The organism is Ekhidna sp. (genome assembly GCF_040223195.1).
Taxonomy (GTDB): domain Bacteria; phylum Bacteroidota; class Bacteroidia; order Cytophagales; family Cyclobacteriaceae; genus Ekhidna.
Genome location: NZ_JAVKDX010000006.1, coordinates 36,025 through 61,904 on the forward strand (window position 1 = coordinate 36,025; position 25,880 = coordinate 61,904).

At 44.0% G+C, this 25,880-nt stretch carries 26 protein-coding genes; 17 read left to right on the forward strand and 9 right to left on the reverse strand.

The genetic code is table 11. The features are described 5' to 3' along the window. Positions 1–41 precede the first annotated feature (41 nt). Together RLN88_RS01555 and htpG are read right to left on the reverse strand one after the other, a co-directional pair. Entirely contained in the window at positions 42–992 is a 951-nt protein-coding gene (locus RLN88_RS01555) for a hypothetical protein (RefSeq protein WP_350219609.1), read from the reverse strand. A gap of 65 nt (positions 993–1,057) precedes the next feature. Next, positions 1,058–2,947, reverse strand: a complete 1,890-nt coding sequence (gene htpG / locus RLN88_RS01560) for a molecular chaperone HtpG (RefSeq protein WP_350219610.1) — start codon at positions 2,945–2,947, stop codon at positions 1,058–1,060. A gap of 142 nt (positions 2,948–3,089) precedes the next feature. Here htpG and RLN88_RS01565 point away from each other — a divergent pair, with 142 nt between their 5' ends. Together RLN88_RS01565 and RLN88_RS01570 are read left to right on the forward strand one after the other, a co-directional pair. After that, the gene (locus tag RLN88_RS01565; protein ID WP_350219611.1) at positions 3,090–3,356 is read left to right on the forward strand and encodes a YlcI/YnfO family protein; all 267 of its coding nucleotides are present in this window, start codon (positions 3,090–3,092) and stop codon (positions 3,354–3,356) included. Beyond that, complete coding sequence (locus RLN88_RS01570) at positions 3,337–3,681, forward strand: type II toxin-antitoxin system PemK/MazF family toxin (RefSeq protein ID WP_350219612.1); 345 nt, start codon at positions 3,337–3,339, stop codon at positions 3,679–3,681. Before RLN88_RS01565 ends, RLN88_RS01570 begins: the two co-directional genes overlap by 20 nt. Here the strand turns inward: RLN88_RS01570 and RLN88_RS01575 are convergent. Next, entirely contained in the window at positions 3,674–4,165 is a 492-nt protein-coding gene (locus RLN88_RS01575; protein ID WP_350219613.1) for a DUF4293 domain-containing protein, read from the reverse strand. The genes RLN88_RS01570 and RLN88_RS01575 overlap by 8 nt on opposite strands. Positions 4,166–4,296: 131 nt before the next feature. Here RLN88_RS01575 and truA point away from each other — a divergent pair, with 131 nt between their 5' ends. From truA to RLN88_RS01590, 3 genes are read left to right on the forward strand one after another with little or no spacing between them, the layout of a single operon-like run. Then, positions 4,297–5,085, forward strand: coding sequence for a tRNA pseudouridine(38-40) synthase TruA (gene truA, locus RLN88_RS01580; protein WP_350219614.1), 789 nt, complete (start codon positions 4,297–4,299; stop codon positions 5,083–5,085). 7 nt (positions 5,086–5,092) lie between these two features. Beyond that, on the forward strand, positions 5,093–6,862 hold the full coding sequence (locus RLN88_RS01585; protein ID WP_350219615.1) for an ABC transporter ATP-binding protein: 1,770 nt from the start codon (positions 5,093–5,095) through the stop codon (positions 6,860–6,862). 21 nt (positions 6,863–6,883) lie between these two features. Next, positions 6,884–7,423 (forward strand): hypothetical protein, encoded by a 540-nt coding sequence (locus tag RLN88_RS01590; protein WP_350219616.1) that lies wholly within the window; start codon positions 6,884–6,886, stop codon positions 7,421–7,423. On the opposite strand, the gene RLN88_RS01595 is transcribed toward RLN88_RS01590, so the two are convergent. Beyond that, positions 7,424–9,208: an ABC transporter ATP-binding protein gene (locus RLN88_RS01595; RefSeq protein ID WP_350219617.1), complete on the reverse strand. Its 1,785-nt coding sequence runs from the start codon at positions 9,206–9,208 to the stop codon at positions 7,424–7,426. It lies immediately after the preceding gene. Positions 9,209–9,336: 128 nt separating this feature from the next. Here RLN88_RS01595 and RLN88_RS01600 point away from each other — a divergent pair, with 128 nt between their 5' ends. The 9 genes from RLN88_RS01600 (at position 9,337) to coaE (ending at position 15,106) form a co-directional block, all read left to right on the forward strand. Continuing rightward, complete coding sequence (locus RLN88_RS01600) at positions 9,337–10,437, forward strand: Glu/Leu/Phe/Val family dehydrogenase (RefSeq protein WP_350219618.1); 1,101 nt, start codon at positions 9,337–9,339, stop codon at positions 10,435–10,437. An 86-nt stretch (positions 10,438–10,523) separates the two neighbouring features. After that, positions 10,524–11,690, forward strand: a complete 1,167-nt coding sequence (nusB, locus tag RLN88_RS01605; protein WP_350219619.1) for a transcription antitermination factor NusB — start codon at positions 10,524–10,526, stop codon at positions 11,688–11,690. Further along, complete coding sequence (locus RLN88_RS01610; RefSeq protein WP_350219620.1) at positions 11,690–11,893, forward strand: hypothetical protein; 204 nt, start codon at positions 11,690–11,692, stop codon at positions 11,891–11,893. The genes nusB and RLN88_RS01610 overlap by 1 nt, the downstream gene beginning before the upstream one ends. Continuing rightward, a complete protein-coding gene (locus RLN88_RS01615; RefSeq protein ID WP_350219621.1) occupies positions 11,894–12,160 on the forward strand; it encodes a type II toxin-antitoxin system RelE family toxin in 267 nt (88 codons plus the stop codon). It abuts the gene before it with no gap. Between the two features lie 12 nt (positions 12,161–12,172). Further along, positions 12,173–12,469 carry a YtxH domain-containing protein gene (locus RLN88_RS01620; protein WP_350219622.1) on the forward strand — a complete coding sequence of 99 codons (297 nt, stop codon included), beginning with the start codon at positions 12,173–12,175 and terminating at the stop codon, positions 12,467–12,469. A 122-nt stretch (positions 12,470–12,591) separates the two neighbouring features. Further along, complete coding sequence (locus RLN88_RS01625; protein ID WP_350219623.1) at positions 12,592–13,125, forward strand: DUF1573 domain-containing protein; 534 nt, start codon at positions 12,592–12,594, stop codon at positions 13,123–13,125. 78 nt (positions 13,126–13,203) lie between these two features. Next, complete coding sequence (gene yajC, locus RLN88_RS01630) at positions 13,204–13,527, forward strand: preprotein translocase subunit YajC (RefSeq protein ID WP_350219624.1); 324 nt, start codon at positions 13,204–13,206, stop codon at positions 13,525–13,527. A 12-nt stretch (positions 13,528–13,539) separates the two neighbouring features. After that, the gene (locus tag RLN88_RS01635; RefSeq protein ID WP_350219625.1) at positions 13,540–14,472 is read left to right on the forward strand and encodes a YbbR-like domain-containing protein; all 933 of its coding nucleotides are present in this window, start codon (positions 13,540–13,542) and stop codon (positions 14,470–14,472) included. Next, positions 14,462–15,106 carry a dephospho-CoA kinase gene (gene coaE, locus RLN88_RS01640; RefSeq protein ID WP_350219626.1) on the forward strand — a complete coding sequence of 215 codons (645 nt, stop codon included), beginning with the start codon at positions 14,462–14,464 and terminating at the stop codon, positions 15,104–15,106. Before RLN88_RS01635 ends, coaE begins: the two co-directional genes overlap by 11 nt. Here the strand turns inward: coaE and RLN88_RS01645 are convergent. From RLN88_RS01645 to RLN88_RS01660, 4 genes are all read right to left on the reverse strand, one after another. Continuing rightward, complete coding sequence (locus RLN88_RS01645; RefSeq protein WP_350219627.1) at positions 15,047–17,605, reverse strand: WG repeat-containing protein; 2,559 nt, start codon at positions 17,603–17,605, stop codon at positions 15,047–15,049. The two genes, coaE and RLN88_RS01645, sit on opposite strands and share 60 nt — an antisense overlap. A 243-nt stretch (positions 17,606–17,848) precedes the next feature. Beyond that, positions 17,849–18,991 (reverse strand): hypothetical protein, encoded by a 1,143-nt coding sequence (locus tag RLN88_RS01650; RefSeq protein WP_350219628.1) that lies wholly within the window; start codon positions 18,989–18,991, stop codon positions 17,849–17,851. Positions 18,992–18,998: 7 nt separating this feature from the next. Next, positions 18,999–20,138 carry a hypothetical protein gene (locus tag RLN88_RS01655; protein ID WP_350219629.1) on the reverse strand — a complete coding sequence of 380 codons (1,140 nt, stop codon included), beginning with the start codon at positions 20,136–20,138 and terminating at the stop codon, positions 18,999–19,001. Positions 20,139–20,243: 105 nt separating this feature from the next. Beyond that, positions 20,244–21,374, reverse strand: coding sequence for a DUF2911 domain-containing protein (locus RLN88_RS01660; protein ID WP_350219630.1), 1,131 nt, complete (start codon positions 21,372–21,374; stop codon positions 20,244–20,246). 124 nt (positions 21,375–21,498) lie between these two features. Here RLN88_RS01660 and RLN88_RS01665 point away from each other — a divergent pair, with 124 nt between their 5' ends. The 3 genes from RLN88_RS01665 to RLN88_RS01675 all read left to right on the forward strand — a co-directional run bounded on the left by RLN88_RS01665 (position 21,499) and on the right by RLN88_RS01675 (position 25,135). After that, positions 21,499–22,248, forward strand: coding sequence for a TMEM175 family protein (locus tag RLN88_RS01665; RefSeq protein WP_350219631.1), 750 nt, complete (start codon positions 21,499–21,501; stop codon positions 22,246–22,248). 69 nt (positions 22,249–22,317) lie between these two features. Next, positions 22,318–23,925: an amidohydrolase family protein gene (locus tag RLN88_RS01670; protein WP_350219632.1), complete on the forward strand. Its 1,608-nt coding sequence runs from the start codon at positions 22,318–22,320 to the stop codon at positions 23,923–23,925. Positions 23,926–24,142: 217 nt separating this feature from the next. Further along, positions 24,143–25,135 (forward strand): CBASS cGAMP-activated phospholipase, encoded by a 993-nt coding sequence (locus tag RLN88_RS01675; protein WP_350219633.1) that lies wholly within the window; start codon positions 24,143–24,145, stop codon positions 25,133–25,135. Here RLN88_RS01675 and RLN88_RS01680 read toward each other — a convergent pair. After that, positions 25,132–25,674: an LOG family protein gene (locus RLN88_RS01680; protein ID WP_350219634.1), complete on the reverse strand. Its 543-nt coding sequence runs from the start codon at positions 25,672–25,674 to the stop codon at positions 25,132–25,134. The genes RLN88_RS01675 and RLN88_RS01680 overlap by 4 nt on opposite strands. Positions 25,675–25,880 lie beyond the last annotated feature (206 nt).

A 25,880-nucleotide genomic window follows, 5' to 3' on the forward strand; every position in this document is an offset into this window, starting at 1 on the left:
TGTGTAAGGCCGTACAAACAATGGATGAAGATTCTTGCGGGCTAGAATGATTCAACTTCTAACCAAAAATTAGGCTCAGAGTTTGGATTAAAATGGTTTTCCAATAATTCTAGACACGTTTTAGTATGATGCAAACTTGTAGAACCTCGAAAAAGGTTCCTGATTCTATTTATATCATTTTTCTTCTGAGAATAAATTGAAGCATAAACGTTAACCCCATTTAGTGTTTTAGAATCTAGTCCTAATCTTTCCAAATTTTGATCATCAAAACCAAAACCAAGAAAAAACACATCATCAGCTGTGTCAATTAGCGAGAATGCGTCATGGTCATATTCTCTATCTTCATCAATTATCTTGATTTCTTGTATTGCTCTCGAAATTCTGTATTCTGGGTTGACAGTGCCGTAGTTAGAAATTGAGCCATTGACTAGTTGCAAGTCCCCAAGACTTCCATATACATGATGAATTGTGAATGGTATATCTTCCACTGAACGTTTATCAACGGGAAATTCCTTTGTGAAAGTATGCCATATACTTTCGAGGAAAAACATCTCAAATGAACGATCATAGTTAAAAGTGATAACATTGAGATTGTTACAATTCTCCACAAAATCGTCGAATGTTTCCGTTCCTTTATTGAGAACGTTAAATAAGAAAGAATACCAATCCTCTTTTGGATAATTAGATTTTTCTCTAAATCTAGATGAGCTCTCATAAGTCAAGAGTGATCCTGCAATACAATACTTTCCTATTTCTAAGTACTGTGGGTTCTTTGTCAAATGATTGTCAATTGAGCTTAATGAGGATTTTTCAAAAATTTCTCTATACTCTTGGTATCTGTTTAATTGGGACTGTAATTCAAGTGGCATCTCATGCATGAAATCTGAGAATTGTTCATTTCCTATAATAGAATGACGCAATCCCGCAGCTGTTGGAAATCCATATGGAACGTTTGCACCAGCACCAACTACTAAAGTTGTTATTTGATCCATCAAGTTAAATTAAAAAAACCCGCTCATCTAAGCGGGTTTTCATTTGATTTCGTGTCGCGTAGCGACTAAGCGAGACTCAACTCCACGCTTCGGTTCACAAAGTCTGTCAGGTCTTTACCTTCCAGCATTCCTTGAGAGAGCAATGCCAGGTCGTAGGCCTGTTTTGCCAGCTTCTGTTTTGCTTCGTCTGAGTCTGCTTCCAAAATCTTCTTCGTCATCGCGTGGTTAGCGTTCACCGCTACTGAAAGTGTCATCGGGAAGTCACCAAACATCATCGGACCACCACCGGTCGCTTGCATATCTTTCATCCTGCGGATAAACTCTGACAAAGTGATCGTCACAGGCATGTCGTCAGTTGCCATAGGCTGTACTGCCACGTTGTTGTTTTTGTTATTGATCGCCTTCTCAAAGATCTCTTTGAGTGTCTCCTGCTCCTTATTAGAAAGCACCGACTCTTTCTTCTCGTCCTTGTCGATCAGCTTGTCGATCACGTCCGCATCTACACGCTGCAGTTGGAAATTTTCATTCTTCTGCTCCATGTGACTGATGAAGTGACTGTCGATCGGGCCACTCAGCTCAATCACATCGTAGCTGCGCTTCTTCGCCGTTTCGATGTAGCTGTGCTGCTTGTCTTTGTTGGTGGTGTAAAGTGCCACCACATTTTTGTCCTTGTTCGTCTGATTTGCCTCGATGTGCTTCTTGTACTCCTCAATGGTGAAGTGCTTGCTGTCAAGATTTTTCACTAACGCAAAATCCTTTGCTTTTTCGTCAAACTTCTCCTCGGAGATCATGCCGTACTTCACAAATACGCCAATGTCTTCCCACTTCTCTTCGTATCCTTTTCGGTCATTTTTGAAAAGCTCACCCAACTTATCCGCCACCTTTTTGGTGATGTATCCGTTGATCTTTTTCACGTTCGAATCCGACTGAAGGTAGCTTCTGGATACGTTCAATGGAATATCCGGAGAGTCAATCACTCCATGCAGCAATTGCAGGAATTCCGGCACGATATCTTTCACCTCATCGGTGATGAATACCTGACGAGAGAACAATTGAATCTTGTTTTTCTGCAGGTCGAAATCCTTTTTTAGCTTCGGGAAGTAAAGCACTCCGGTAAGGTTGAACGGATAGTCTACATTCAGGTGGATCCAGAAAAGCGGATCTTCACTGAACGGATACAGCGACTTATAGAAAGCGAGGTAATCCTCGTCTTTCAGGTCACTTGGAGATTTCGTCCAGATCGGGTCGGTATCGTTGATGATATTGTCAACCTTCTCTGTTTTGTATTTAGGCTTACCGTCCTTGTCTTTACCATCCTCTATCTGCTTTTCCTTCTGACCAAACTTGATTGGGATTGGAAGGAACTTCGAATATTTGTCGAGGATGCCTTGCAGTCTGTGCTCTTCCAGAAACTCTCCTGAGTCATCTGCCACGTGAAGAATAATGTCCGTACCTCGGGTTTTTCGCTTTCCTTTCTTGATCTCAAAGTCTGTCTCTCCAGTGCAGCTCCAGAGTGCCGGCTCGGCACCTTCCTGGTGAGAGAGTGTATCGATCTCCACTTTCTTAGCCACCATAAATGCAGAATAGAACCCAAGACCAAAGTGGCCGATGATCTGCTGGTTGTCAGCCTTGTCTTTATATTTCTCTACAAACTCGGTAGCGCCGGAGAAGGCGATCTGGTTGATGTATTTCTTGATCTCATCAGCCGTCATCCCGATCCCATTGTCGGAAATGGTGATGGTTTTCTTCGCCTTGTCGAATGACACTTCGACAGTTAGATCACCAAGCTCACCGGTGTATTCTCCAAGTTGTGCCAGCTGTTTGATTTTCTGTGTTGCATCTGCTGCATTAGAAACCAACTCCCGAAGGAAGATCTCGTGATCGGAATACAGGAATTTTTTAATAATCGGAAAGATGTTTTCCGTGTGTATTGAGATTGTACCTTTCTCTGCCATCGTCTGATTACAATTTTTTTGTTAATACTCAGACCGGATAAACTCAAATTCTATTCCAGAGGCAGAAAACTGACAGGTTGGCAGAAGAACTTTTAAAGTAATATATTCGTATTGCCTTTTGTATTACCAATTAGAATACGACATGAAAACGATTAGTTTGAAAATGCCCGAGGAAATCTATGAGAAAGTTGAGAAATATCGGAAGGCAATGGACAAAAACCGAAGTGGCTATGTAATGGAGGCGGTGGTTGAGTATACCAAAAAGTTGGAACGTGAAGAGTTGGAAGAACAACTTCGAGAGGCTTCAAAGAAAACAGCACGACAATATGAAAAGATGAAGGATGAACTGAAGGACTGGGATAACGCCATCTTTGATTACGAAAAGTATTATGGCGTTGAAAAGGAATAAGTTCGATCTTTGGCTTGCGGATTTGGGGGTGAAGGCGGGGACAGAAATGGGAAAGGTGAGGCCTGTTGTTATAGTGCAATCAGACATATTGAGTGCCCTCAATTCAACGATTGTTTGTCCTATCAGTTCTTCCCCCTGGGAAATAACCCCTTTACAAATTCAAATTGAAGGGGGGGAATCTGGACTACTTCACGATTCGGTAATATTCATGGATCAGCTAAGAGCACTGAATAACGACAAATTGATTCGGAAATTAGGTACACTTTCCATTGAAAAACAATCCATGTTGAATCAGAAGCTTAGACAAGTCCTTGACCTCACCTAATCCTATCCGCACTTCTCACCAGCTGCTCGTCTTTTCTGATGAAGCGGTTGGCGATCATGTTGTTGATCATTGCAACTATAATTAAGATTCCACCAAATAGTGGAGAGCCAGTTAATTGGGGATCAAACTTCCTTATGTAAATAATTATTCCAACCAAAATCCCAGAAATTAGTAAGGAGAAGAGTGAATTTAGTTTGATCTGTGTCATGCGGCTTTTATATCTCGTGATGGACCAAAACATAACTAAAGCGCTCAGAACCGCTCCAATTGAAATTGGGATTGTTGACTTGACAGCTTTAACTTCAAGTATATCATTATTGGGATTTCTTAGTTCATGTCTAAGTTCACGTGCATTCAGAATTAGATATTCACCTTGCACATCTCCCTCGGTATACTTGGACATTTCCCAAATAGGAAAGAAAAGTACCAACACCATTGAAATCGCAGCAATAGTCATGAAGATGGTCTGTACTCGTTGTAGCATAATTTTCTTGTTAGGGCATCTCAATTAAGGGGGTCATTCTGAACTTGTTTCAGAATCTATATAAACAAATGATGAAAGATGCTGAAATAAATTCAGCATGACCTTAATTAACATAGTATCTGCAAATATGAATGGAAACACCTATCAAATGGAAGGAATCCTACATTTTTGTCGCCGTGAGGTATTTCATGGACATCAGTTACCGGGGCACGCATTTCAGCGGGTGGCAGATCCAGCCCAATGGTGTGACGGTGCAGGCAGAGATCGAAAAGGCGCTGGGCATCCTGCTGCAAAAGGAGACGCCTATCACGGGGAGCGGCCGCACCGATGCAGGCGTTCATGCAGCGCGGCAGATTGCCCACTTTGATGCAGAGAGCATTGACCCTGATCAGCTGATTTTTAAGCTAAATTCTTTCCTGGGTGAAGATATTGCTGTACATGGGATCAGGCTGGTAAAGGACGATGTGAGTGCGAGATTTGAGGCGGTCTCCCGGAAGTATCACTACCACATTCACCAGGAGAAGGATCCGTTCAAAAACGGAGTGTCATACTACTTCCGCCCCATACTTAATGTAGCGTTAATTAAACAGGCTTGCGAAATAATTAAGGATTGGCAGAACTTTGAGTGCTTTAGTAAGGTTCATACCGAGGTAAACCATTTCAACTGCGACATCTTTCATGCGGAATGGAAGCAGGAGGGAACCAATCACCTGTTTGTGATCACGGCCAATCGTTTTTTGCGCGGGATGGTCAGGGCCATTGTGGGGACGTTGATTGACGTGGGGTTGGAGAAAACCTCTCTTGAGGAGGTGAAAAAAATTCTGGAAAGCAATGACCGAAGCAGGGCTGGAAGAGCCGTTCCCGCCGAAGGACTTTTTTTGCAGGAAGTCGTTTACCCGCCAGACATCTATTTAGACTAGAGATACCTTGGAAAAAGAAAAAGCAAGTGGAAATATCGTAGACCTGACGGTTCTGAAAAGGCTGTTCGTCTTTGCAAAACCTTACATTGGCATTTTCTATTTTCTGGTTTTCCTCACCATCGCTTTGAGTGTGGTAGGGCCACTTCGTCCATGGCTTATTCAAAAGGCAATTGACAATAATGTGGCTGCAGGCGACTACCCCGGTCTGGTCAATATGATTTTATTGTTGATCGGTTTGCTGGTGGTGCAGTCTATCGTTCAGTACCTGCACACGTTTTATTCCGGATGGCTCGGTCAAAACATCATCAAGGATATCCGAATCAAGCTCTACCGGCACATACAGAGCCTGAAGCTGACCTTCTTTGACAAAACCCCGATTGGAAGGCTTGTTACGCGAAATGTATCAGATATTGAAACGCTTGCCGAAGTTTTCAGTACCGGGATAGCCGGGATCATTGCCGATGTGATGCAGCTGTTAGTCATTCTCGGCTTCATGTTTTGGATGAACTGGTCACTCACGTTGGTGAGTTTGTCGCTACTGCCGATTCTTATTTTGGCCACTTATGTCTTTAAGGAGAAAATCAAGGTAGCGTTCAACGAGGTACGGGCAGCCGTTTCCAACCTTAATTCATTTGTGCAAGAGCACATCACCGGGATGAATATTGTGCAGATATTCAACAGCGAGAAACGGGAGTTTGAGAAGTTCAAAGAGATCAATAAAGAGCACCGCAAGGCAAACATCAACTCGGTGCTTTACTACGCCATTTACTTCCCGGTTTCTGAGGTCATCCAGGCGGCAGGCATTGGTTTGATCGTCTGGTATGGAGGAGGTCAGCTGGTGCAGGGAAATGTAGAGTTTGGTATGTTGATCGCCTTTATCCTGTATTTGCAAATGTTCTTTCGTCCCATCCGAATGATCGCCGACCGGTTCAATACGCTTCAGATGGGTATTGTTTCTTCCAACCGTATTCTCGATCTGCTGGACAACAACGATCACATCCAGGACAATGGCACGTATTCACCGGAACATGTAAAAGGCGATGTGAAATTTGAAATGGTATGGTTTGCCTACAATGACGATGACTATGTGCTGAAGGACATTTCATTTGAGGTGAATACCGGAGAGACCATTGCACTGGTGGGTGCAACCGGAGCAGGCAAGTCATCCATCATCAATCTGCTGAGCCGGTTTTACGAGATAAATAAGGGAAACATTTATGTGGATGAAACGGATGTGCGGGAGTACAACCTGTCCAATCTTCGCAATCATATTGCCGTGGTGCTTCAGGATGTTTTCCTCTTTTCCGATTCGATCTTCAATAACATCACCCTGAAAAATCCGGAGATCTCCCGCGAGAAAGTACGGGAAGCGGCTGAGATGGTAGGTGCACTATCATTCATAGAAAAATTGCCGGGCGGATTTGATTATAATGTGATGGAGCGTGGAGCCACGCTTTCAGTTGGTCAGCGCCAGTTAATCTCCTTTGTACGAGCGATGGTTTACGATCCTAAAATCATTGTGCTGGATGAAGCCACCTCATCTGTGGATACCGAAACGGAGGAGCTAATTCAGTCGGCAATCCAGAAGATGATGCATGGGCGTACTTCTATTGTCATTGCACACCGACTTTCTACCATTCAGAATGCCAACCAGATTCTGGTGCTGGATAAAGGTAAAATCGTTGAGCGTGGTGATCATGACACCCTTCTGGAGAAGGATGGCTACTACGCACAGCTGCACCGGATGCAATACAAGGAAGTTGCAAAAGCCGTCTGATTCCCGATTATATTTGACCTCATGAAGCGAGCCAAGATCTTCTATTCGATCATCATCGTCCTGTGTTTGGTCACAATAATTTTAAGTACCTATTATTCGCTGGGAGGCTTTGATCCGGTGGAGGTCTATGTGATGGCGGGAAAGGGGCGTACGGTTATTGGAAATGAGTACATCGAAAAGTACGATTACACCACATTTGACAAGCGGATGAAAGAAACAAGGGCTGCCATCGACTCAGGCAAGTTGAAGGGAATGCTGACTGTTGTATTTTTCAAAAATGAAAGTATTGGAGAAGATTCAATTCACTACTTCATGGGAGCGTCCATTGATGAAATAAAAGACGTGCTGAGGTTGCCTGCCGGATATTCCTATAGAGAGTTTAGCACACCTAAAGTATTTAAGATTTTTATGACTCAGCATACGCTGGTAAGGCCAAATCCTGAGGAGGTGGCTAGACTAATGGAGGTCAAGGCAATCGAAGAAGGTACATTGCTTAAGCCCTATTGGTTTGAGTTGTACTATCAGGATGAAAGCTTAAGCGTGGAATACTGGGCAAAGTAATCAGGCTACTTCTTCTCCGGCTAGCTGTTTGTCATGGAGCTCTTTATACGCTCCCCCTTTCGAAAGCAACTCATCATGGGTTCCTTGCTCCACGACCACACCATCATCCAGCATCACCACTTTATCAGCCAGTTTAGCAGAAGATACCCGGTGTGAAATCACGATGGAAGTCCTGCCCCGCATGATTCTTTGCATCGCATTCAAAATGGCGTTTTCCGTTTTGGTGTCCACTGCGGACAGAGCATCGTCCAGAATCAGAATCTTGGGTTCCCTGGCAATGGCCCTGGCTATAGATACCCGCTGCTTTTGACCACCGGAAAGCGTGATCCCTCGCTCACCAAGGCGGGTCTGAAAGCCGTCTTTGAAATCTTTGATATTGTTGAGCAAATCCGCATCCTCGGCTGCCCGCTCGATTTCCTCTTTACTCATCGACCGGTTTCCGAAAGCGATGTTGTTCTCAATAGTATCAGAGAATAAAAACACATCCTGAGGCACATAGCCTATCTGGCTTCTTAGCGAAGAAATATTGTAATCTTCCACCCCAAGTCCGTCTATCGTTAGCGCACCCTGATCAATGTCATACAACCTGCAAACCATGTTAGCAATTGTGCTTTTCCCGGAACCGGTGGTACCCACAATAGCAATTGATTCCCCAGGACGCACTTCAAAAGATACATTTTTCAACGCCTGAATGCCCGAATCAGGATAGGTAAAACTGACATTGTCGAAAACAAGATGGCCTTCGATTTCCCTTTCGATATTCTTCTCTGAGATGATGTCTGTTTTGGTGTCCAGAAATTCATTGATTCTCCGCTGCGAAGCAGCGGCTCTTTGTATAATGGAGGTAATCCACCCTAGAGCCGTCACCGGCCAGGTCAGCATGTTTACATAGATGATAAACTCTGCGATATTACCAGTGCTCACTTCTCCATTGAACACCTGTATGGAGCCAACCCACACAGTCAGGATCACACTCAATCCGATCAGCCCCATGATCAGTGGCATAAACAACGCTTGCACAAACGAGAGTTTAAGAGAGCGATCCCGGTATTCGATGCTCTCTGTCTCAAAATTCTTTGCGACTTCCTCTTCCCGCACAAAAGCCTTGATCACCCGGATACCGGAAAAAGCTTCCTGCACGTAGGTGGAGAGCCCGGACAAGCTTTCCTGTATTTCCGTAGATCGTTTGTTGATGATGTTGCTCACAAAATAGATGCTGAGTGAAAGTACGGGCAGAGGGAGCAATGAATAAAACGTTAGCGTAGGATTGATGGTAATCATGTAAGGAATCACCATCAGGAAAAGTGTGAAAAGATTGATGCCGTACATGATGGCTGGGCCTATGTACATTCTCACCTTGCTTACATCTTCGGAGATCCTGGCCATTAGGTCTCCTGTATTATTCCTTCGGTAGAAACTTAACGGAAGCGTTTGGTAGTGTTCGAAAATCTCGTTTTTCAAATCATATTCTATGTGACGAGACATCACAATAATGGTCTGGCGCATAAAAAAAAGAAACACCCCTCTCAGTAGTGCTGATGCTAAAATCAGGATGGCCAAAATAATGATACTAGAGCCAATGATTCCCACCGTTTCAGCCTGCAGTTCAAACCCCTCAAACGAAGAGAATATACCGTAGCTCCGTTGCAAAATATCGAAAGCATATCGAACAATTACTGCAGGAACAATCGCAAAAAAATTTGCAATAATGATAAATAAGGCACCAAAAATTAGGTGAAACTTATATTTGAGCAGGTATTTATTTAGGTATCCTAGGTCTTTCACAAAATTTTATAAAGGCCTGATAGCCAGTGTGTTTTAGTTAAAATGGAATATTTTTGCAGCCCCTTTTCTACTGTAGTGCAACTGCACCCGGGAAAGAAGGTTTAAAGTTAGAATAAAGTTCATTTACAATGATAGACACACAACCCGAAGTAAAATCGAACAGCGTGTTCGATCAGATGGCCAACCTTCAGCATGAGCAGGTGGTATTCTGCAGAGACGAGCATACCGGACTTAAGGCAATCATTGCCATTCACAACACTGTATTGGGCCCATCCATGGGAGGAACGAGAATGTGGAACTACGCCACAGAGGAAGAGGCGCTGAGAGATGTGCTGAGATTATCCCGGGGGATGACGTTCAAGTCGGCCCTGGCAGGACTCAACATCGGTGGAGGAAAGGCGGTCATTATCGGTGATGCCAGAAAGATCAAGAACGAAGGATTGATGAGACGATTCGGGAAGTTTGTGCACAGCCTGAACGGAAAATATTATACTGCTGAGGACATGAACATCACCATGCGTGATATCGAGTATATGAGCATGGAAACTCCTTACGTGGTGGGCAAGCCGGAATACATGGGTGGATCGGGAGACCCCAGCCCGATGACTGCTTATGGGGTGTACATGGGCATGAAGGCCGGAGCGAAGAAAGCTTACGGACTCGATTCACTAGGTGGAAAAAATATCCTTGTACAAGGCGCGGGCCAGGTAGGTAAATACCTTATTGATCACCTGATCGAAGAAAATGCGAACGTATTTATCGCTGATATTTTCGAAGACAAAATCAAGGTGATCACTGATAAGCATTCCAAAGTATCTGTAGTTGATCCAAATAAGGTATTCCAGATGGAGATGGACATTTACGCTCCATGCGCAATGGGCGCTACGCTTAATGACGAAACCATTCCCGAGCTGAAATGCGCAGTGGTGGCAGGAGCAGCAAATAACCAATTGGCGGAAGAGCAAAAGCACAGCGCGATGCTCAACGATCAAGGGATCATCTATTGCCCGGATTTCCTTATAAATTCCGGGGGTATTGCAAACGTATATCACGAATATCTGGGCAACTACAACAAGGACAGGGTGCTTGCATCCACTGAGCATATCTTTGACGTATGCTTGGATGTATTGAATCATGCAGAAGAAAACAAGATGGGATCACATGAAGCCGCTTTGGAGCTGGCGCTTAAGCGAATTGAGACCGTGGGAAAAGTAAAACTTGGACAATAACGAATTATCCCACATCTTCAGCATCCGAAAGCGGACGACTGGTATATTTGAAATAAAGGAAGAAGTAAGGCGAAAAGCCAACAACCATGCTAAACAGACGAATACTAAGGGTTAAAGCCATGCAGGCACTTTACGGTCACTTTACGGCCGTAGAATCACTGAAAGAAGTGAAAAGAAATGAGCTTGAAGAGATGCATGCGCTGGATCCTGCTAAGCATGATTTTGCTGACAAGGCACTCTTCGAAGCAAGAAAGAAGGAAGCGGTTAAATTGTTTAACCAAAATCTACTTTCCGGAAAAGTGGATAATCCGGGTGATGCAGAAGAAGAGGTAGTTGTGAACGTGAATGCTGCTTTATCTGAATATGAAAATCAGGTTCAAAAGGAGGCGCGCGTGAGGAAGAACGACATGATGAGAGAGGCTGAACGGATTCAGGATACGTATTTGAAGCTTTTACTTCTTCCCATTGAAATAGAGCAGCGAGAGAAGCTGGATAGCGAAAAGGAAGACAAAGCCTATATCGCGAAGGAAAAGAAGAAATATCCCTTTATTGGAAATAAGATTGTTCAACATCTGAAGGAATCGGACTTGCTCCGCAAGGAAGTGGCCAGATCATCCATCAGCTGGGATACTGAGCAAAATGAAATCAAAGCGTGGTATCGGGAGCAAATCCGCACAGCAGAGCCATTAGCACATTTTTTTGGTGGTCAGAAATCGGAAGATACTTCAGACAATGATATTGTTCTTGAGCTATTCAAACGCATTGTTTTTAAAAACGAGGCAATCGCTTCATATCTGGAGGGCAATCACCTGCAATGGGAAGAAAACCAACCGATCTTGAAAAGTATGGTGGTGAAAACCATCAAGGCCTTGCAGGATGGCGAAGAGCTGGAGCTGGCCGAACTCACCAAAAATGGAGAGGATGACTTTAAGTTTTTGGAGCGCCTGTTTATGGACGTAATCAACCAGAATGAATTTTTGGAAGAGATCATTCAAAGTAAAACACTGAATTGGGACGTAGACCGGATCGCATTAACGGACCGGGTGATATTGAAGCTGGCATTGGTGGAAATGATGAATTCTCCGAGCATTCCCGTAAAAGTGACTATCAATGAAGCCATCGAAATCTCCAAAATATATAGCACGCCCAAGAGTAAACAATTTGTGAATGGGGTTTTGGATGTACTCTCAAACGAATTAACTTCGAGTGGTAAAATTCGTAAGAGCGGTAGAGGTCTTATCGATAACAAGTGATGGAAAGTATTGTAATTCAGGCGGATTCCAAGGAAACAAAGGCTCTTTTTGAAAAGCTGGCTAGGAAGATGGGTCTGAGCTTTCGAAATCTGGATGCGAAGTTTCTTGAAGAAATGGAGGAGGAGGCTTTGGGAGCTGCAATAGTGGAGGGAGAGAAAACTGGTTTTGTTTCTGAGGAAGAGGTAAGAAATGCGCTTCGGTAAATGAAGGTTGCTTTTCGATCAGGGTTTCTTAAGGATGCAAGAAAAGTAAAAGACCAGAAGGTTAGAAAAAGGCTGGAAGAACTGGTGGACACAGTGAAATCATGTGAATCGATTGAGGAGATTTCTAACCTCAAAAAGTTGAAAGGTTATCAGAATTTTTATAGAATTAGAATAGGAAATTATAGAGTTGGTTTGGTAGCAGATAATGAAACGCTGATTTTTTCCAGGGTTTTGCATCGCAAAGACATTTATCGCTACTTTCCTTAAATACAAAGTACAATGAGCAGATCAGGTGGTTCTTTTTTCGCATTTCTTTTAGGTGTTGTTACCGGTGGGGTCTTAGGTATTTTATATGCCCCGGATAAAGGAATAAACACGCGAGATAAGCTTACTTTTCAACTGGACAAGCTCAAAAAGCAACTCGAAGGGTTTGTGGATGAAGTGGCAGATGGAAAGGCGGTATTCAACAATGACGCCAAAAACCAGGGAGAGAAGATTGTAAAAGATGCCAAAGACAAAGCGGAGCGCTTGCTTGACGATGTAAACGGGTTGATCAGTCAGATCAAAAAGAACTAATCCACCTTTAACAATTCATTAAGAATATTGAAAACATATCTTTCATAGATTTGTGGTTCAATTGTTTTTAAACATAGTAGAGTAGTGAAGTCCCGGCGGGGACAAAATAAAAACGAGTAACAATGAAAATAGCAAAGATTTTATTAGGAGTGATTGTGGCAGCAGGGATCACTAGCTGCGGCAATAGCGAGCTAGAATCCAGAATTACAAAACTGGAAGGAAGAGTAGCAGCGCTGGAAGGAAAAGGCGGACTTGCAAAAGCTAATCCTACTGCACAGCCCTTGGCGGTAAACAACCCCGCAGAATCTGCTCCGGCAGAGAAGCCAGAGGGGCCACTTCCGGCAATTAAGTTCGAAGAGGAACTTCACGATTTTGGTACCATTAAGGATGGTGATGTAGTAGAGCACGTTTTCTCATTCGTAAATGATGGAGAAGCTCCGCTTATCATCTCTGATGCAAAAGCAACGTGCGGATGTACTGTGCCAGAGTGGCCAAAAGAGCCGATCCCGGTAGGTGGATCTGGCGAAATCAAAGTGCGGTTCAACAGCAAAAACAAGCCAGGTGTTCAGAATAAAACTGTGACTCTTACAGCAAACACATGGCCTACTACTCAGCGAGTAAGAATTAAGGCAAATGTTGTGAAGGAGGGAGAGTAAGAACCCACTTTGCACATCAAATTTTATTAACATTGTCCCGCATTTAATGCGGGACTTTTTATTTCAACTAAATACAACATGAATACAGTTTTATTGCAAGCAGGAGGCAGTGACTTCACTTCTTTTTTGCCGATCATCGGTATGATCGCCATTTTCTATTTCTTCTTCATTCGTCCACAGCAGCGGAAACAAAAGGAGACCAAAAAATACCTGGAAGAAATCAAAAAAGGTGAAATGGTAGTGACCGTTGGGGGAATTCATGGAAAAATCATGGAAGTATCCGATACCACGGTTCTCATCGATGTGGATCGGGGCACCAAATTGCTAGTGGAAAAAGCCTCAATTTCCCTGGAAGCAAGCAAGCGCCTGAATGAAAAAGGCGAGAAGAAAGAAAAGAAATAATACGTATTCAGCATGGGAATACCCAACATATTAGGAAACTGGAAGGTGGTGCTGCTCTCATTTTTGGGGGCCACTACCTTTTGGTTTTTTAGTGCCTTGGGCAAAGACTACAATTCCCGGATCAAATACCCGATCGAGTTCATTTACAACAAAGACAGCTTGGTGGCCATCAAGCCACTTCCGGAGTATGTGGATATTGATGTGTCTGGGGGAGGCTGGGACCTTTTTCGTGAGTCATTCTGGTTTGGGGGTGACCCTATCGTAATAGAGCTGGATAATCCAGCAGCCATTCGGTACCTTACACGCCCAACTATCCTGCCCATCATCACCGAGCAGTTGAATGAGTACCGGATCAATTTTCTTTTTACAGATACCTTATTTGTAAACATTGACCGAAAGATTTCGAAGAAGGTAAAACTCAGGGTGGATTCATCCTCGATCAGTATGGATGCCGATCATCGGATTACTTCTCCCATCACACTTACTCCAGATACGGCCACAATCGTGGGGCCTACCAGTTTTCTGGATACTATCAGAAGGGATTATGCCATCAAGCTGGATGCAGAAAATATTGATAAAACATTCGATCGATTTGTCAAGTTGGGTCTTCCCGAAGATTTCGGGATCCAATCCAACCCGCCTACTGTCAATGTCAAGTTTGAAGTGGATCAGTTTGATCGGCTGGATTTGATGGCAAAAGTGGAGATGCAAAATTTTCCACGTGATTCTTCAGTATATGTGACCAACCCTGAGGTCACAGTTAGATTTGTCGTTCAGCGGGAGTTGCGGGAAGAGTACTTTGCCGATGACTTTAAAGTGGTGGTGGATTACAACCTGATCAACAAAGCGGACTCTACTGCTCCTGCCATTGTGGTGTTTCACCCGGAAAATGTGATTGAGGTGGAGACCATCCCTGATTCCTTATCCATCACCTATGAAAAATAGACCTCCATTGGTCGGGATTACCGGGGGTATCGGCTCAGGCAAGACTACCGTATGCAAAATCTTTGAGACGCTTGGCGCAGGCACCTATTATGCGGATGATCGGGCGAAATGGCTCATGGAAAATGATGCTCCTCTGATAAAGGAGGTCAAGCAGCTTTTTGGTGAGGAGGCTTATACTGATGGGAAGCTGGATCGTAAGCACATTGCGGGGGTGGCATTCAGGGATGAGGGGTTACTGGAAAAGCTAAATGCAGTAGTTCATCCTGCCGTGGGTCGTGATTTTGAGGGCTGGGTTAATGAGAACCTTGAAGCTAGACTTTTGTTAAAAGAGGCGGCTTTAATTTTTGAAACTGGCTCCTACAAGTTGCTGGATCAAACCATTCTGGTCACTGCTCCTGAAGATGTGAGGATCAAACGAGTGGTGACAAGGGATACGCACCGAACCGAGAAGGATGTCAAAGACATCATCGCAAAGCAAATGAGTGATAAAGAAAAAGCCGGCCTGGCTGATTTTGTTATCGAAAATGATGGAAAGAAATCGCTGATCAAACAAGTGATGACCGTGTATCAACAGCTAGTTGTCGCACAAAATCCGATCAAACTCTTCCCTGGTATACGCCTTGGAGAGAATTAACTCCCCGACTTGATTGATGTAACTAACCACATGAAATCCGGCCTTGTCCAGGTGCTGATCCGCAAAAAATAAAGGATCTTGCCGCGATCCGATATTGAATACATCGGTAAACTCTGGGCCTAGTAGCTGTCCGTATTCACTGCTCATTAGCCCATATCTTCCGTCTTTGATATACTGATACATTTTATGGCGATCATTTTGGACGAGAAGCTTCACGCTTTCCATCTGCTCAAAGACGGATTCTTCCTTTCCGTTGATAATCAGATATTCTCCATCCTGCTTCACCAAATAGGAGGTGTCATTCCACTGACTAATTTCTTCATAGTCGAACGATATGATTTCCGATTTAGCAAAATCGATGACTCCATACTTGCCATCTTTTTTAGCCAGATAATATTTTCCTATCCGCTCAATTCGGGCTTCATATTCTGTCCTGATCAGTTGATTAATGACAGGGTCATAGCATCCGATTTTACCATTGATGAGGGTTAGGATTAAGCCATCTTTCTCGTCGATAGCATCAAAAACCGGATTCAACACCCAATCGCCATTTGTTTTGATCAGCCCTTGTTTGCCACGGGTTTGCACACGAATCAGCGAGTCGTTGAAGAACATCGTGCTTTCGAATTTGCCGGATACTACAGGCTCTCCATCTGAATTGTAGATGGTAGTTTCTGATGCGGATGAGAGGGTAGTGTATTCCTTTCTTCCAGGGAAAGTAGCCACCAGCTGATCAGTTAATTCCAGTTCCAAACCGGAAGAGAAGAGCAACTTCTTTTTGTTTTCTTTAAGTAGGATAGCAGCGTAATCATTCACAAGCTTGATGGAATCATATCCTCGAGATGGTAATAATCCTTTTTTTCGTGGGATCAGCATCCAATCGGTTTCGATTTTTAAAGCCAGCCATCCTGCATTGGATTCAAGGTAGGGATAGTGCCGATCCATCACGTCTTCCTCCGCTTCATTATATAGCCGGTAGCCTGAATCAGATTTCAGATACCAGCCGGATTCTTCGGGGTATACTTCATGATTTCCCCAGGGGATTAGGAAGCTCAGGGTAGAGTCCAGGAGGCATTCACGGCCATCACGAAACCCAATAAGCGCATTTGAATTTACCAATTCGATATCGTCAAACTTGAATTCAAGGGAAAGCCCACGCTCTTCGATTTCTTGTAGGATCAATCGCTCGGTGTATACTGCCAGCAATCCATTTTTCTCAAACACCCAAAAGGTACCCTCCCTGAAAATATCATCGTAAATGCTTTCAGCAATGGTAAGCCCCGTGAAGCTCACAAGTCCCCATTTCCCTCCTTGCTTCACTTTTATCCATTTGCCCGAAATCACCTCGGCATCCTCTGCGGGTTTAGAGAGTATTTTGAATCCACTCTTGTGAAAAAGGTACCAGAATCCTGTTTTTTTTATCAGCCCAACGTCCCGGCTGATGCTTCGGTAATCCTCCACATTTTGAAATAGGAGTTTACCGTCTTTTCTCAGAATTTTCCCCGCTTCCCCTTTTCCATAAACCCAGCTATCATCACTGAGATGGCATTTGATGTCTTCCTGAATTTCAGTGTATTGATAGTCAATCTGAAGCTGTCCCGACTGATCATGAAATCCATATCGGCCTCTTTCTATCACCGGAAACAATGCGGTCTTAGAGATTTCGATCACCTCTCTCAAAGAATCTCGTAACGGATGGAAGACAAAATCTTGCTGATCGTCAAGGTAAAAAAGTATATCTGCTGCCTGTTTTTTAAGTGCCTGGTTTGACGCAAACTGGACAAATGCCCTGTAGGCATCTGCATCATGCGATGCGGTGGATACGCGCAAAATGTACCGCTCCAGTTTTTTCCTGTGTTTGGTAAAAGGGTATTGGTCCAGAAAATTATAATAGTCTTTGAGCGAGCCGGTTTTCTCCAAATCTTCTACCCGTAAATTATCCAAAAGGGAGTCTGCCCGGGGCTTAAAAACTGAGGTTGGGTGTGTTTCTATGAAGGTTTGCAAAGCGGACTGAGCGTTGACTGCCCTGGCCGATTGGAACTCCATACTGTCCAACTTATAGGTAAGGATGTCTTCATAGATTGAGTTTGGAAACTTGCTTTGAAAATCGGATATGCCAGAAGGGGACAAATCTGTGAGCGTGTTTTGAAAGGCAAGATCCCTAATTTTGTCGTAGAGCACTTCGATCATTTCAGGTGTGATACCATCATCTTTCACCTCTTGTTTTAGCTCAGCGTTAGCATTGTCAAAGTCTTTTTTAGCTTTTTTTATTGCCGTTCTGGCGGTATCAATGCTATATCCGGTGAAGGATTGATCAAAGAATAATAAAGCCTTGTAGTAGCTGATTCCAGGATTATCCGGCTCCTTTTCAAGCCCCTTCAGTATCAATTCATGAGCTTTGTCATATTCCTTTTTCTCCATCGCCTTTTGTATTCGGTCAAGTGTACCGAATACCAGTAACTGTGGAAAAATCAGAAAACATACTAGCTGCCTCACCATACAATTGGCAAATTAACGCATCAAATTATAACCCTGCCCGGCAATAAGGCCTCAAAAAATTCCTCGATAAAAAATGTACAATCTTGTCAGATAGTGGTTACTTATGATTATATTTACTGTCTACATTTACAGGCGAGTAAATTAGGCGGTGATTAGATTCGGCTTTTGCCGGATCGAAAGTTCGATCCAACCAGCACATTGGGATCGGCTATGGGAGTACGAAGGTGCTCCCTTTTTTTGTGCCTATTCCAACCTGAATTTTAGCTTAAGCTCCTCTTTTGAAGGGGTTCGCTCTGTTCCTGCCAGATCGAATGCGTAGTGGGGAGTATTGCCGCAAACGTCTTCAAGGCGAGGATCAATGACAAGTTCCAACTCGTCTGAATCGTCAAGTTTCCATAATATCCGAAACTTTTCGGGGTTATCGAACTCTACCCTTGAAGGCAAAATTTGCCCATCCTTTCCTCTGATAAACAGCATTCGTTTGGCCAGGGGCTGATCGAGTGGATGGTCTGACACCACATGCAAAATGCCAATATTTTTTCGCTCGGCGCGCAACGCCCAGCTATTGATATTCATCGCTCTTTCCAAGGGGTTAGTTGCATTGATTGTTTGGGTAAAGGTTGCCTTCAATGGCTCTCCGCTAGCTCCCTTCCAATCCTTGCTAATTTTCAAAGTATAGTTATTTCCAGCCATCAATACATCCCCCATTGTCATATTTGGTCCAACACCTTGCTTGATTCTTCCGGGATGCAAAAGAAGGGTTAGCCGTGTATGATTAATGTTCCATAGCCCCTCCGGGATAACCACAAAGGGATCAACGAGTGCCTTGCCGCTTTTATCTTCTATAGTTATGAAATCATAAGGATTCTGAAGGCTCATTGGAGCCGAGAAATACACGTAAAATCTTAGGAGGTTCGCCGGGACTTCATTGAGGGTAGGTATAAATGAAGTGACTTCAGGTTGAGTGGTTTCAGGGGGCTCAAAAGAGGCCACATCTGTATACTCATTTTGGTCTTCGATATTTTGGGAGATCAGCTCTCCGAGCTTTGGGTATGAGAAAGTCACAAAGTACTGGACTTTAGGGTCTGGTAGAAACTTTGGGCTAAAGGATAGGTGATTATTGACAATACCATACTCACCTAGAACGGGAGGTGCTCCGGGAGTGGTCTGGACAAAGAAAAAGCTAGACCACTGCTCAAAAGTGAAATTTTCCTTTTCAATGAGCCTGACAAGATCCTCCGGGACCAAGCGGGTGGTTATGGTTCCATAATTTTCAGACTTTGGGAGTGTTTTGGCGGTAAAGAAACTCTGGCCTAGTGCGGTGCTGGAGATAAGAAAAAAATAAAGGAGGCCAATTGCACCTCCCTTTGTTATAGTTGGTTTCATAATTTGATTAGGGATATAGCCACGATTTAGGCAATGAAATTAATGCAAGTTTCCCATTTGGGAGTCTTTGGGTGGCAAGAATATACTTTGCGTTGAAATCGGCAAGCTGCTGAATGCCCGAACCGGAACGAGGGGTATACTTCACTCCAGCGAGGTATCCTTCTACCTTTTCAGTAATCTCTCCCTCATAATTTGCTACGTCCTCAGGATCGAATAATAGCAAGGGAAGAGCGCTATTTGACATGAGTATATAATCCTTTCCATTGTTCTGATATTTGATCATATCGATTGGGAAATTCCCGGAACCGAACTCGGCAACTGTTCTTCCTTTCACATGCTTTCCATCCACTAGGTTGCTGGCGTCAATGGTAACCAGAGGGGTGCATAGATATGCTGCCAGCAATTGCTTTTGATTGTTTAGTTCGTATGGAAGAAATGCGCGAACAGGTGAGGCGGTTTCCCATTCTCCATGAGCTCCATGATATATCTCAAGCGTGTTGGCTTTTACATCATCGGTAAATGGATATGAAGCTGTCCACATGGAAGCCCTAAATTCTTCATTGGATAAGCCAGAAACGTAGACTGTGCCACCATCAAAGCCAATATCAGTAATGGCATTAGCTCTAAGCTTTGCCCCCTTTATCCATTCATGATCTACACCAGGGTCCACAGGGTTTGGGATCTGCACACTCGAAAACTCAACATTTTCAAGGCTCACTTCGGATATATCACCGGAAGGAGAAATTCGGAGCAGAACGCTGGCATCTTCCAAATCATTTGGTGTTTCCCACCTTGATGCCCACTTTGCCCTGCCACGTGATACACTTACGTATGCATTTTGAGAAATAGGATTTACTGCTAAATCATGGATCATCACATTCTCAGCAGTAGTTCCCAGCATGGCTGATATTTTGTCTTCCAAATCAGGGATCACCAGTCCTTCTTCATTGCTGCTAGCCTCATTGTCATTTAAGTCTACAGCATAGATGGCGCCTCCTTTGGAATCACCAATAAAAAGAATTCCATCACTATTGAACTCCAAAACTGACAGTGAGATAATGTCCGGAGTACCTATTTTCATTCCGGGTTCTTTGGCTGAAACGAGAGAAATAGTGAAAATCAATAATAGGGTTAAGATTGGTCGCATGGGTTATTTTTTTTATTCAACTTAATAACGGCTTTCCCTTTTTTGGGTTTGGAAGAAAAAAGCCCACCAGATATTGGCAGGCTTCTCAGTTGCGTTGCTAATGAATTAGTTGATGTCTTCTCCTTTTTCCAATTTAGCAATGTTTTGATCAATGATCGGCCCGTTTAAGGTATCCCCGGCAGGAATATTCTCTTTGGCCAGCTTCATATACTTGAGGGCTTGCTTGTAGTTGCCAACTGCAGAATAGCCACGAGCTAATCCATAATTGGTAGGCCAGGCACCATTATTTGTTTTGTGGTTGTATTTGAATATTTCGAGGGCTTTATCCTTTTGACCAGCTGCAATCAATTGACGTCCATATTGGTGAATAGCCCCAGCGGTTGCTCCTGGAAGTCTGATCGCTTCATCCATTACCTGTGCAGATTCTTCTGATTTTCCGGCAGCTGCCAATACCGCTCCTTTGGTAGACATGGTTGCCCAGTTTTTTTGACCAAAGAACGGGGCATTGATAGCCGCATCAGCCCACTCGATTGCTTTTTCATGCTCACCTACACTGGAGGCATATCCGGCAGCTGCAGTGAAGTTTTGATAGTTGAAACCCTGCTGGTTATTCAGCTCGGCGGTCAGTTGTGCAATGTGTGCGCCCACCGGATCGGCCAGCTCGATTTTGACCGGAAGCTTTTTATCACCCCAGATAAGCGCCACAGTGGTGGAAGTGTTTTGCCGATCAATAAACTCATACGTCAACCATTCATGGAAGCCTACATCTTCAGGTGTAACCTCCACCCGAAGCGCATCATTCTCCGCTTTGTAGTAAAAGCTTCCCCAGTGGTTGTTGTCTTTCGAGAAAATCACCGTCCATGCTCCCTCAGCAGCTGGAGCCACAAAGAAGCCGTACTTGCCTGCGGGCAATTCCTTTCCTTCAATCTTCACGTCGTGAGAAAAGGTAAACGTAGTATTCTGATCTGCACCTGCTCGCCAGGGGGAGGGATTCTCCGCAGTGCTCAGCCCAAAACCAAGATTGTTAAATCCGTATGGCACCACATTACCATAGATAGTCCTGCCACGTGCGCCCGGGCTGCTGTAGGAAATGGCTACACTTCCTACCCCGCCGATGTGCTGTTTTACATACGACTTTTGACTACCTCCCCCCGGAGGTGTGCTCAACTGTGCCAATCCTGCAAAGCTCACGAAGGAGAGGATTAGCATTCCCATTAATTTTCTGTTGTTTTTCATAGTATTTGAGAGTTGGTTTTCTTGTAGTCTCAAAAACGATCAGTATCTGCCAAGCCTTTTTATTTTCTATCAGGGGGCTATTTTAGAGATGAATGGTTATCTTGAATAGCCAACTGAGCCATCGATGAGAAATATCAAAAATCAACTTGTGGGACTCGATTCACGATTCGAATATCGGGGGTTGAACCAGACACGAATAGAAACTTTTAGTGATGCAGTTTTTGCGGTAGCCTTTACGTTGGTGGTGTTATCCTCTACTGTCCCGGAGACATTTGACGAGCTCAGAAAATCGATTGAGGACATCATCCCCTCGTTCATTTGCATTGTGCTCATCGTAGTGATTTGGTACCAACATTATGTCTTTTTCATTAGATATGGGCTGCAAAACACCAAAACCGTCACCGTAAATACCTTATTGCTTTTTACGCTTCTGATCTACGTTTATCCCTTGAAGTTTCTGGCAAGATTTCTTGTGGAGCTATACGGAGGGTTGATTTTTGGGAAGCCGGACAATTTCATGAATGATTTTGGTGGGGAGATGAATGGGGAAAACATGACTCTGCTGATGACTGCCTATGGAGCAGGTGCCACGCTGATCTTCATGACTATGGCCTGGCTTTACCGCCATGCTTACAAAAAGCGGGATGAATTGGAACTGGACGACTATGAATCTTTTGCCACCAAGGTAAGCCTGTGGCAAAATGTGCTGATGAGTGCTATTCCTTTTCTTTCTACTATCACAGCGTTTTTTCACCCATTCGGTCAGGGTGCATTGAACTTTGCTGTTGCAGGGTTCATCTACATGCTGTATCCTCCGGTTATGATCACGTTTGGTTACAGGGTAAGGAAAAAATCGAAGCAACTTTTTGGGTAGAAAACTTACCAGTTTTTAGGTATTGAGTTTGAAGTGAGGAATGAGGAACTTAGCCTCTACCTACTCACTATGAAAAAATACGCTGACCTACACTGTCACCCTCATTCGCGTGCATTTCACTGGATGCGCCACACAAAGAGTGAAAAAAGAGCGGATAAGTACCACCCCTGGAATATTGTCCTGAGCAACTTCAAAAAACAGGAAAAAGGCAAGAGGGCCTTTAGCTATTCACAATGTGACCCTGTAAAGCTCTGGAACGGGAAAACCAAGCTGGTATTTGCCTCGCTCTATCCATTTGAAAAAGGCTTTTATAAAGGTGGCCAGATTGATCAGAACAAGCTCATCAGACTCCTTGATGTACTTTCTACCTCAGGGCTGGGTTTTTTAAATCCACTCAAATGGGTTCAGGCCATCTTTGCGCTGGTCACAGGTGCACCCACCATCCTGAAAATAGCCAGGGCTTTTTTGCAGTCTCTACTAATGCGCATGCCCATCCGACGGATCAAGTTCTTTATTTCAAAAGATTATGACTACTATGACGAGCTGATCCTTGAGCGTGACTTTCTGCTCAGCAAGAGTGGAGCGAAGAAGCAAAACAATATTTACATACCCGGCATTCGGAGGCTCTGGAAGCGCACAACCAAGCTCCGGAAGACTTACCCCGAATCCCTGGATGCCACTGGAAAGTATGTGGTTTGCTCGGATTATGCGGAAGTAAAATCTACACTTGACAGCAACGAAATTGCGATGGTGCTGACCATTGAAGGGATGCATGCTTTAGGAACTGATACCAATCTGGACAAAGTCAACGATCGGATTGCAGCTTTAAAAAAATGGCCCAAGTCGGTTTTATTCATCACCTTCGCGCATCATTTCAACAATTTTCTGGGAGGCCATGCACACAGCATGCCGGATGCGCTCCGAATCCTATCTGATCAGACAGACGGAATGAACGAAGGAATGAGGCCCGAAGGGGAAAAGGCCCTTAAGCATTTATTGGGATTGAATGATCAACTTCAAAAGGAGAGTTCCCTGGGCAGAAGAATACTGATCGACCTGAAACATACAGCCGCCAAATCGAGGAAATGGTATTATGAAAAAATCGTAGCACCATGTATGGATAAAGGTGACACGATCCCTGTGATTTTAAGTCATGTGGGATATAGCGGATGGCAGACGCTCGATGAGACCATCGCCTATGCAGACAGGGAAAATGACTTTGACAACAAGGATGGCTTCTACCCCTGGAATATCAATGCCTGTGGGGAGGATGTCGTTTGGGCGGCTAAAACCAGCGGATTGATTGGGATATGTTTTGATCAGCGCATCCTGGGAGACCCCAAAGACAAGGTCAACAGCATCGATCTGATCTGGAAAAACCTGAAAGCCATGGTGGATGAGATTTTGGCTAGTGATCAGCTAGACTTAAATCAAAAAGCGAAATGCTGGAGCATCTTCACGCTGGGGACGGACTTTGAAGGATACATTGACCCCACGCAAGATTATGGAAACTCCCTACTATTCGATGATTTTGAGCATGATCTTTTCCAACGAATGAAAACACTAAGCGAAATAGACGGAGCGAAATATCACTTACAAGATGAAGCGGCAGTTGAGACGGCAGTAAGAGGTATATGTTTCGAGAATGCACATCAGTTTTTGAAGGCCCACTTTTAGCTTTCGATATACAGATGATTTCAATCGGTGAATGGGAGCGTGATTTGCCAGATTACCCAATTTAGGGTATTGATATACAGGCACATACCTGTCGATCTTTATGGAACATTTAAACATCACTATTATGAAAAAGTTAACCCGCCTGGTATTTATCGCATTAGCGCTCCTTTTAGCCCTCTTCGGATTCAAAAAAGTACGAGTGAATAAAAACTAACCTATGGCAGAACTAAAAAGAATTTTATCCATCGATGGTGGAGGCATTCGCGGGATCATTCCCGGTCAGATTCTGGTAGAAATGGAAAGAGAGTTTGGTGTTCAGGTTGCCAGAGACTTTGACCTGGTTTCAGGCACCAGCACGGGAGGCATCTTGGCATGCGCTTTCCTTTTGCCGGGCCAAACATCGCCAACAAATCCGAAATTTTCTGCTAAGGAGGTCGTAGGCCTCTACTTTGAGCGGGGAGATAAAATCTTTGACGTTCCATTCTTTCATAAGATCAGGACAGTGGCTGGGATTCTTGATGAGAAGTATCCGGCCAAAGGAATTGAAAATGCCCTCAACGATTACTTTGGAGATGCTTGGCTAAAGGACTTGCTCAAACCCTGTGTCATTACCACCTACGATATTGAAAACCGAAAGGGCCACTTCTTTGGTCAGCATAAGGCTAAGAATGACCCGGATTACAACTTCAAAGTGAAAGATGTGGCACGCGCTACCTCGGCAGCACCTACCTATTTTGAGTGTGAGCAGGTGACCTCAGAAGCTGGTAACTCTTTTACCCTCATAGACGGAGGAGTTTTTGTAAATAACCCCGCACTAGTCGCTTATGCGGAGGGCAGAACCATCTTCGAGATGGATGGTGATGAGGCCACTGCCAAAGACATGAAGATCTTATCCATTGGCACAGGCCACAACCGCAAATCATACAAGTACTCCAAAGCCAAAAACTGGGGGATGGCCGAATGGGTGCAACCAGTGATCGACATCATGATGTCCGGCTCTGCGGATGTAGCGCATTACCAGTTGGACAAAATTTATGGTACCATTGATAATCCTGATCAGTATCTACGCATAGATGGAGATTTAAAATCCACTGATATCGATCCTGATATGGACTGTGCCACACAGGAAAACATGAGCAAACTCAAAGCATTCGGTCAGCAGCTTTTTGAAGAGAATAAGGAGAAAATTGAGGAGTGGCTAGCCCTTTAGCTCTTAGCAACCAACCGTGCGATCAATTCGACAGGCTCACTCTCTACTATCGCTTGATCACTCAAAGATTTATACAAAAAGCCCTCGGCTTCCATGTGATCAAAAAAGGCAATGAAGTGATCGTAATAGCCTTTGGTATTGAGGAACGCACAGGGTTTGTTGTGGTAACCGATCTGTGCCCAGGTCATCACTTCAGTCATTTCTTCCAGCGTACCCACACCCCCCGGTAAAGCAATGAACCCATCTGATAGATCAGCCATTAGAGCTTTACGTTCATGCATATCTTTCACACGGTATAGTTTAGTGATGCCCGTATGAGCAACCTCCATTTCATAAAGTTTATCGGGGATTACTCCAGTGATGATGCCATTGTTTTCCAAAGCGGTTTCAGCAACTACGCCCATCAGCCCCACATCTCCGCCACCATACACAATCTCGATTCCTTTTTTCACCAATGCTTCGGTCAGCTCCCGTGCTGCTTGTTCATAGACCGGCTCATTACCCATTTTAGACCCACAGAAAATGGCGATTCGTTTCATAGAGTAAAAATAGTAAACCGATTACTCCAAGTAATCGGTTTACTGCGCTGAACTCTACCTATCCGTTCTGAGTTAATCATTAAAGTAACGTGAATATCGAATAAGGTTAAAAGAAACAGCATTATTCCCCTCTTCGGAGGGGTAGGTCAGTAAAAATAAATGTTTCTTTTAACCACCAATATGATTCAAAATGCTCTTTCTGTTAA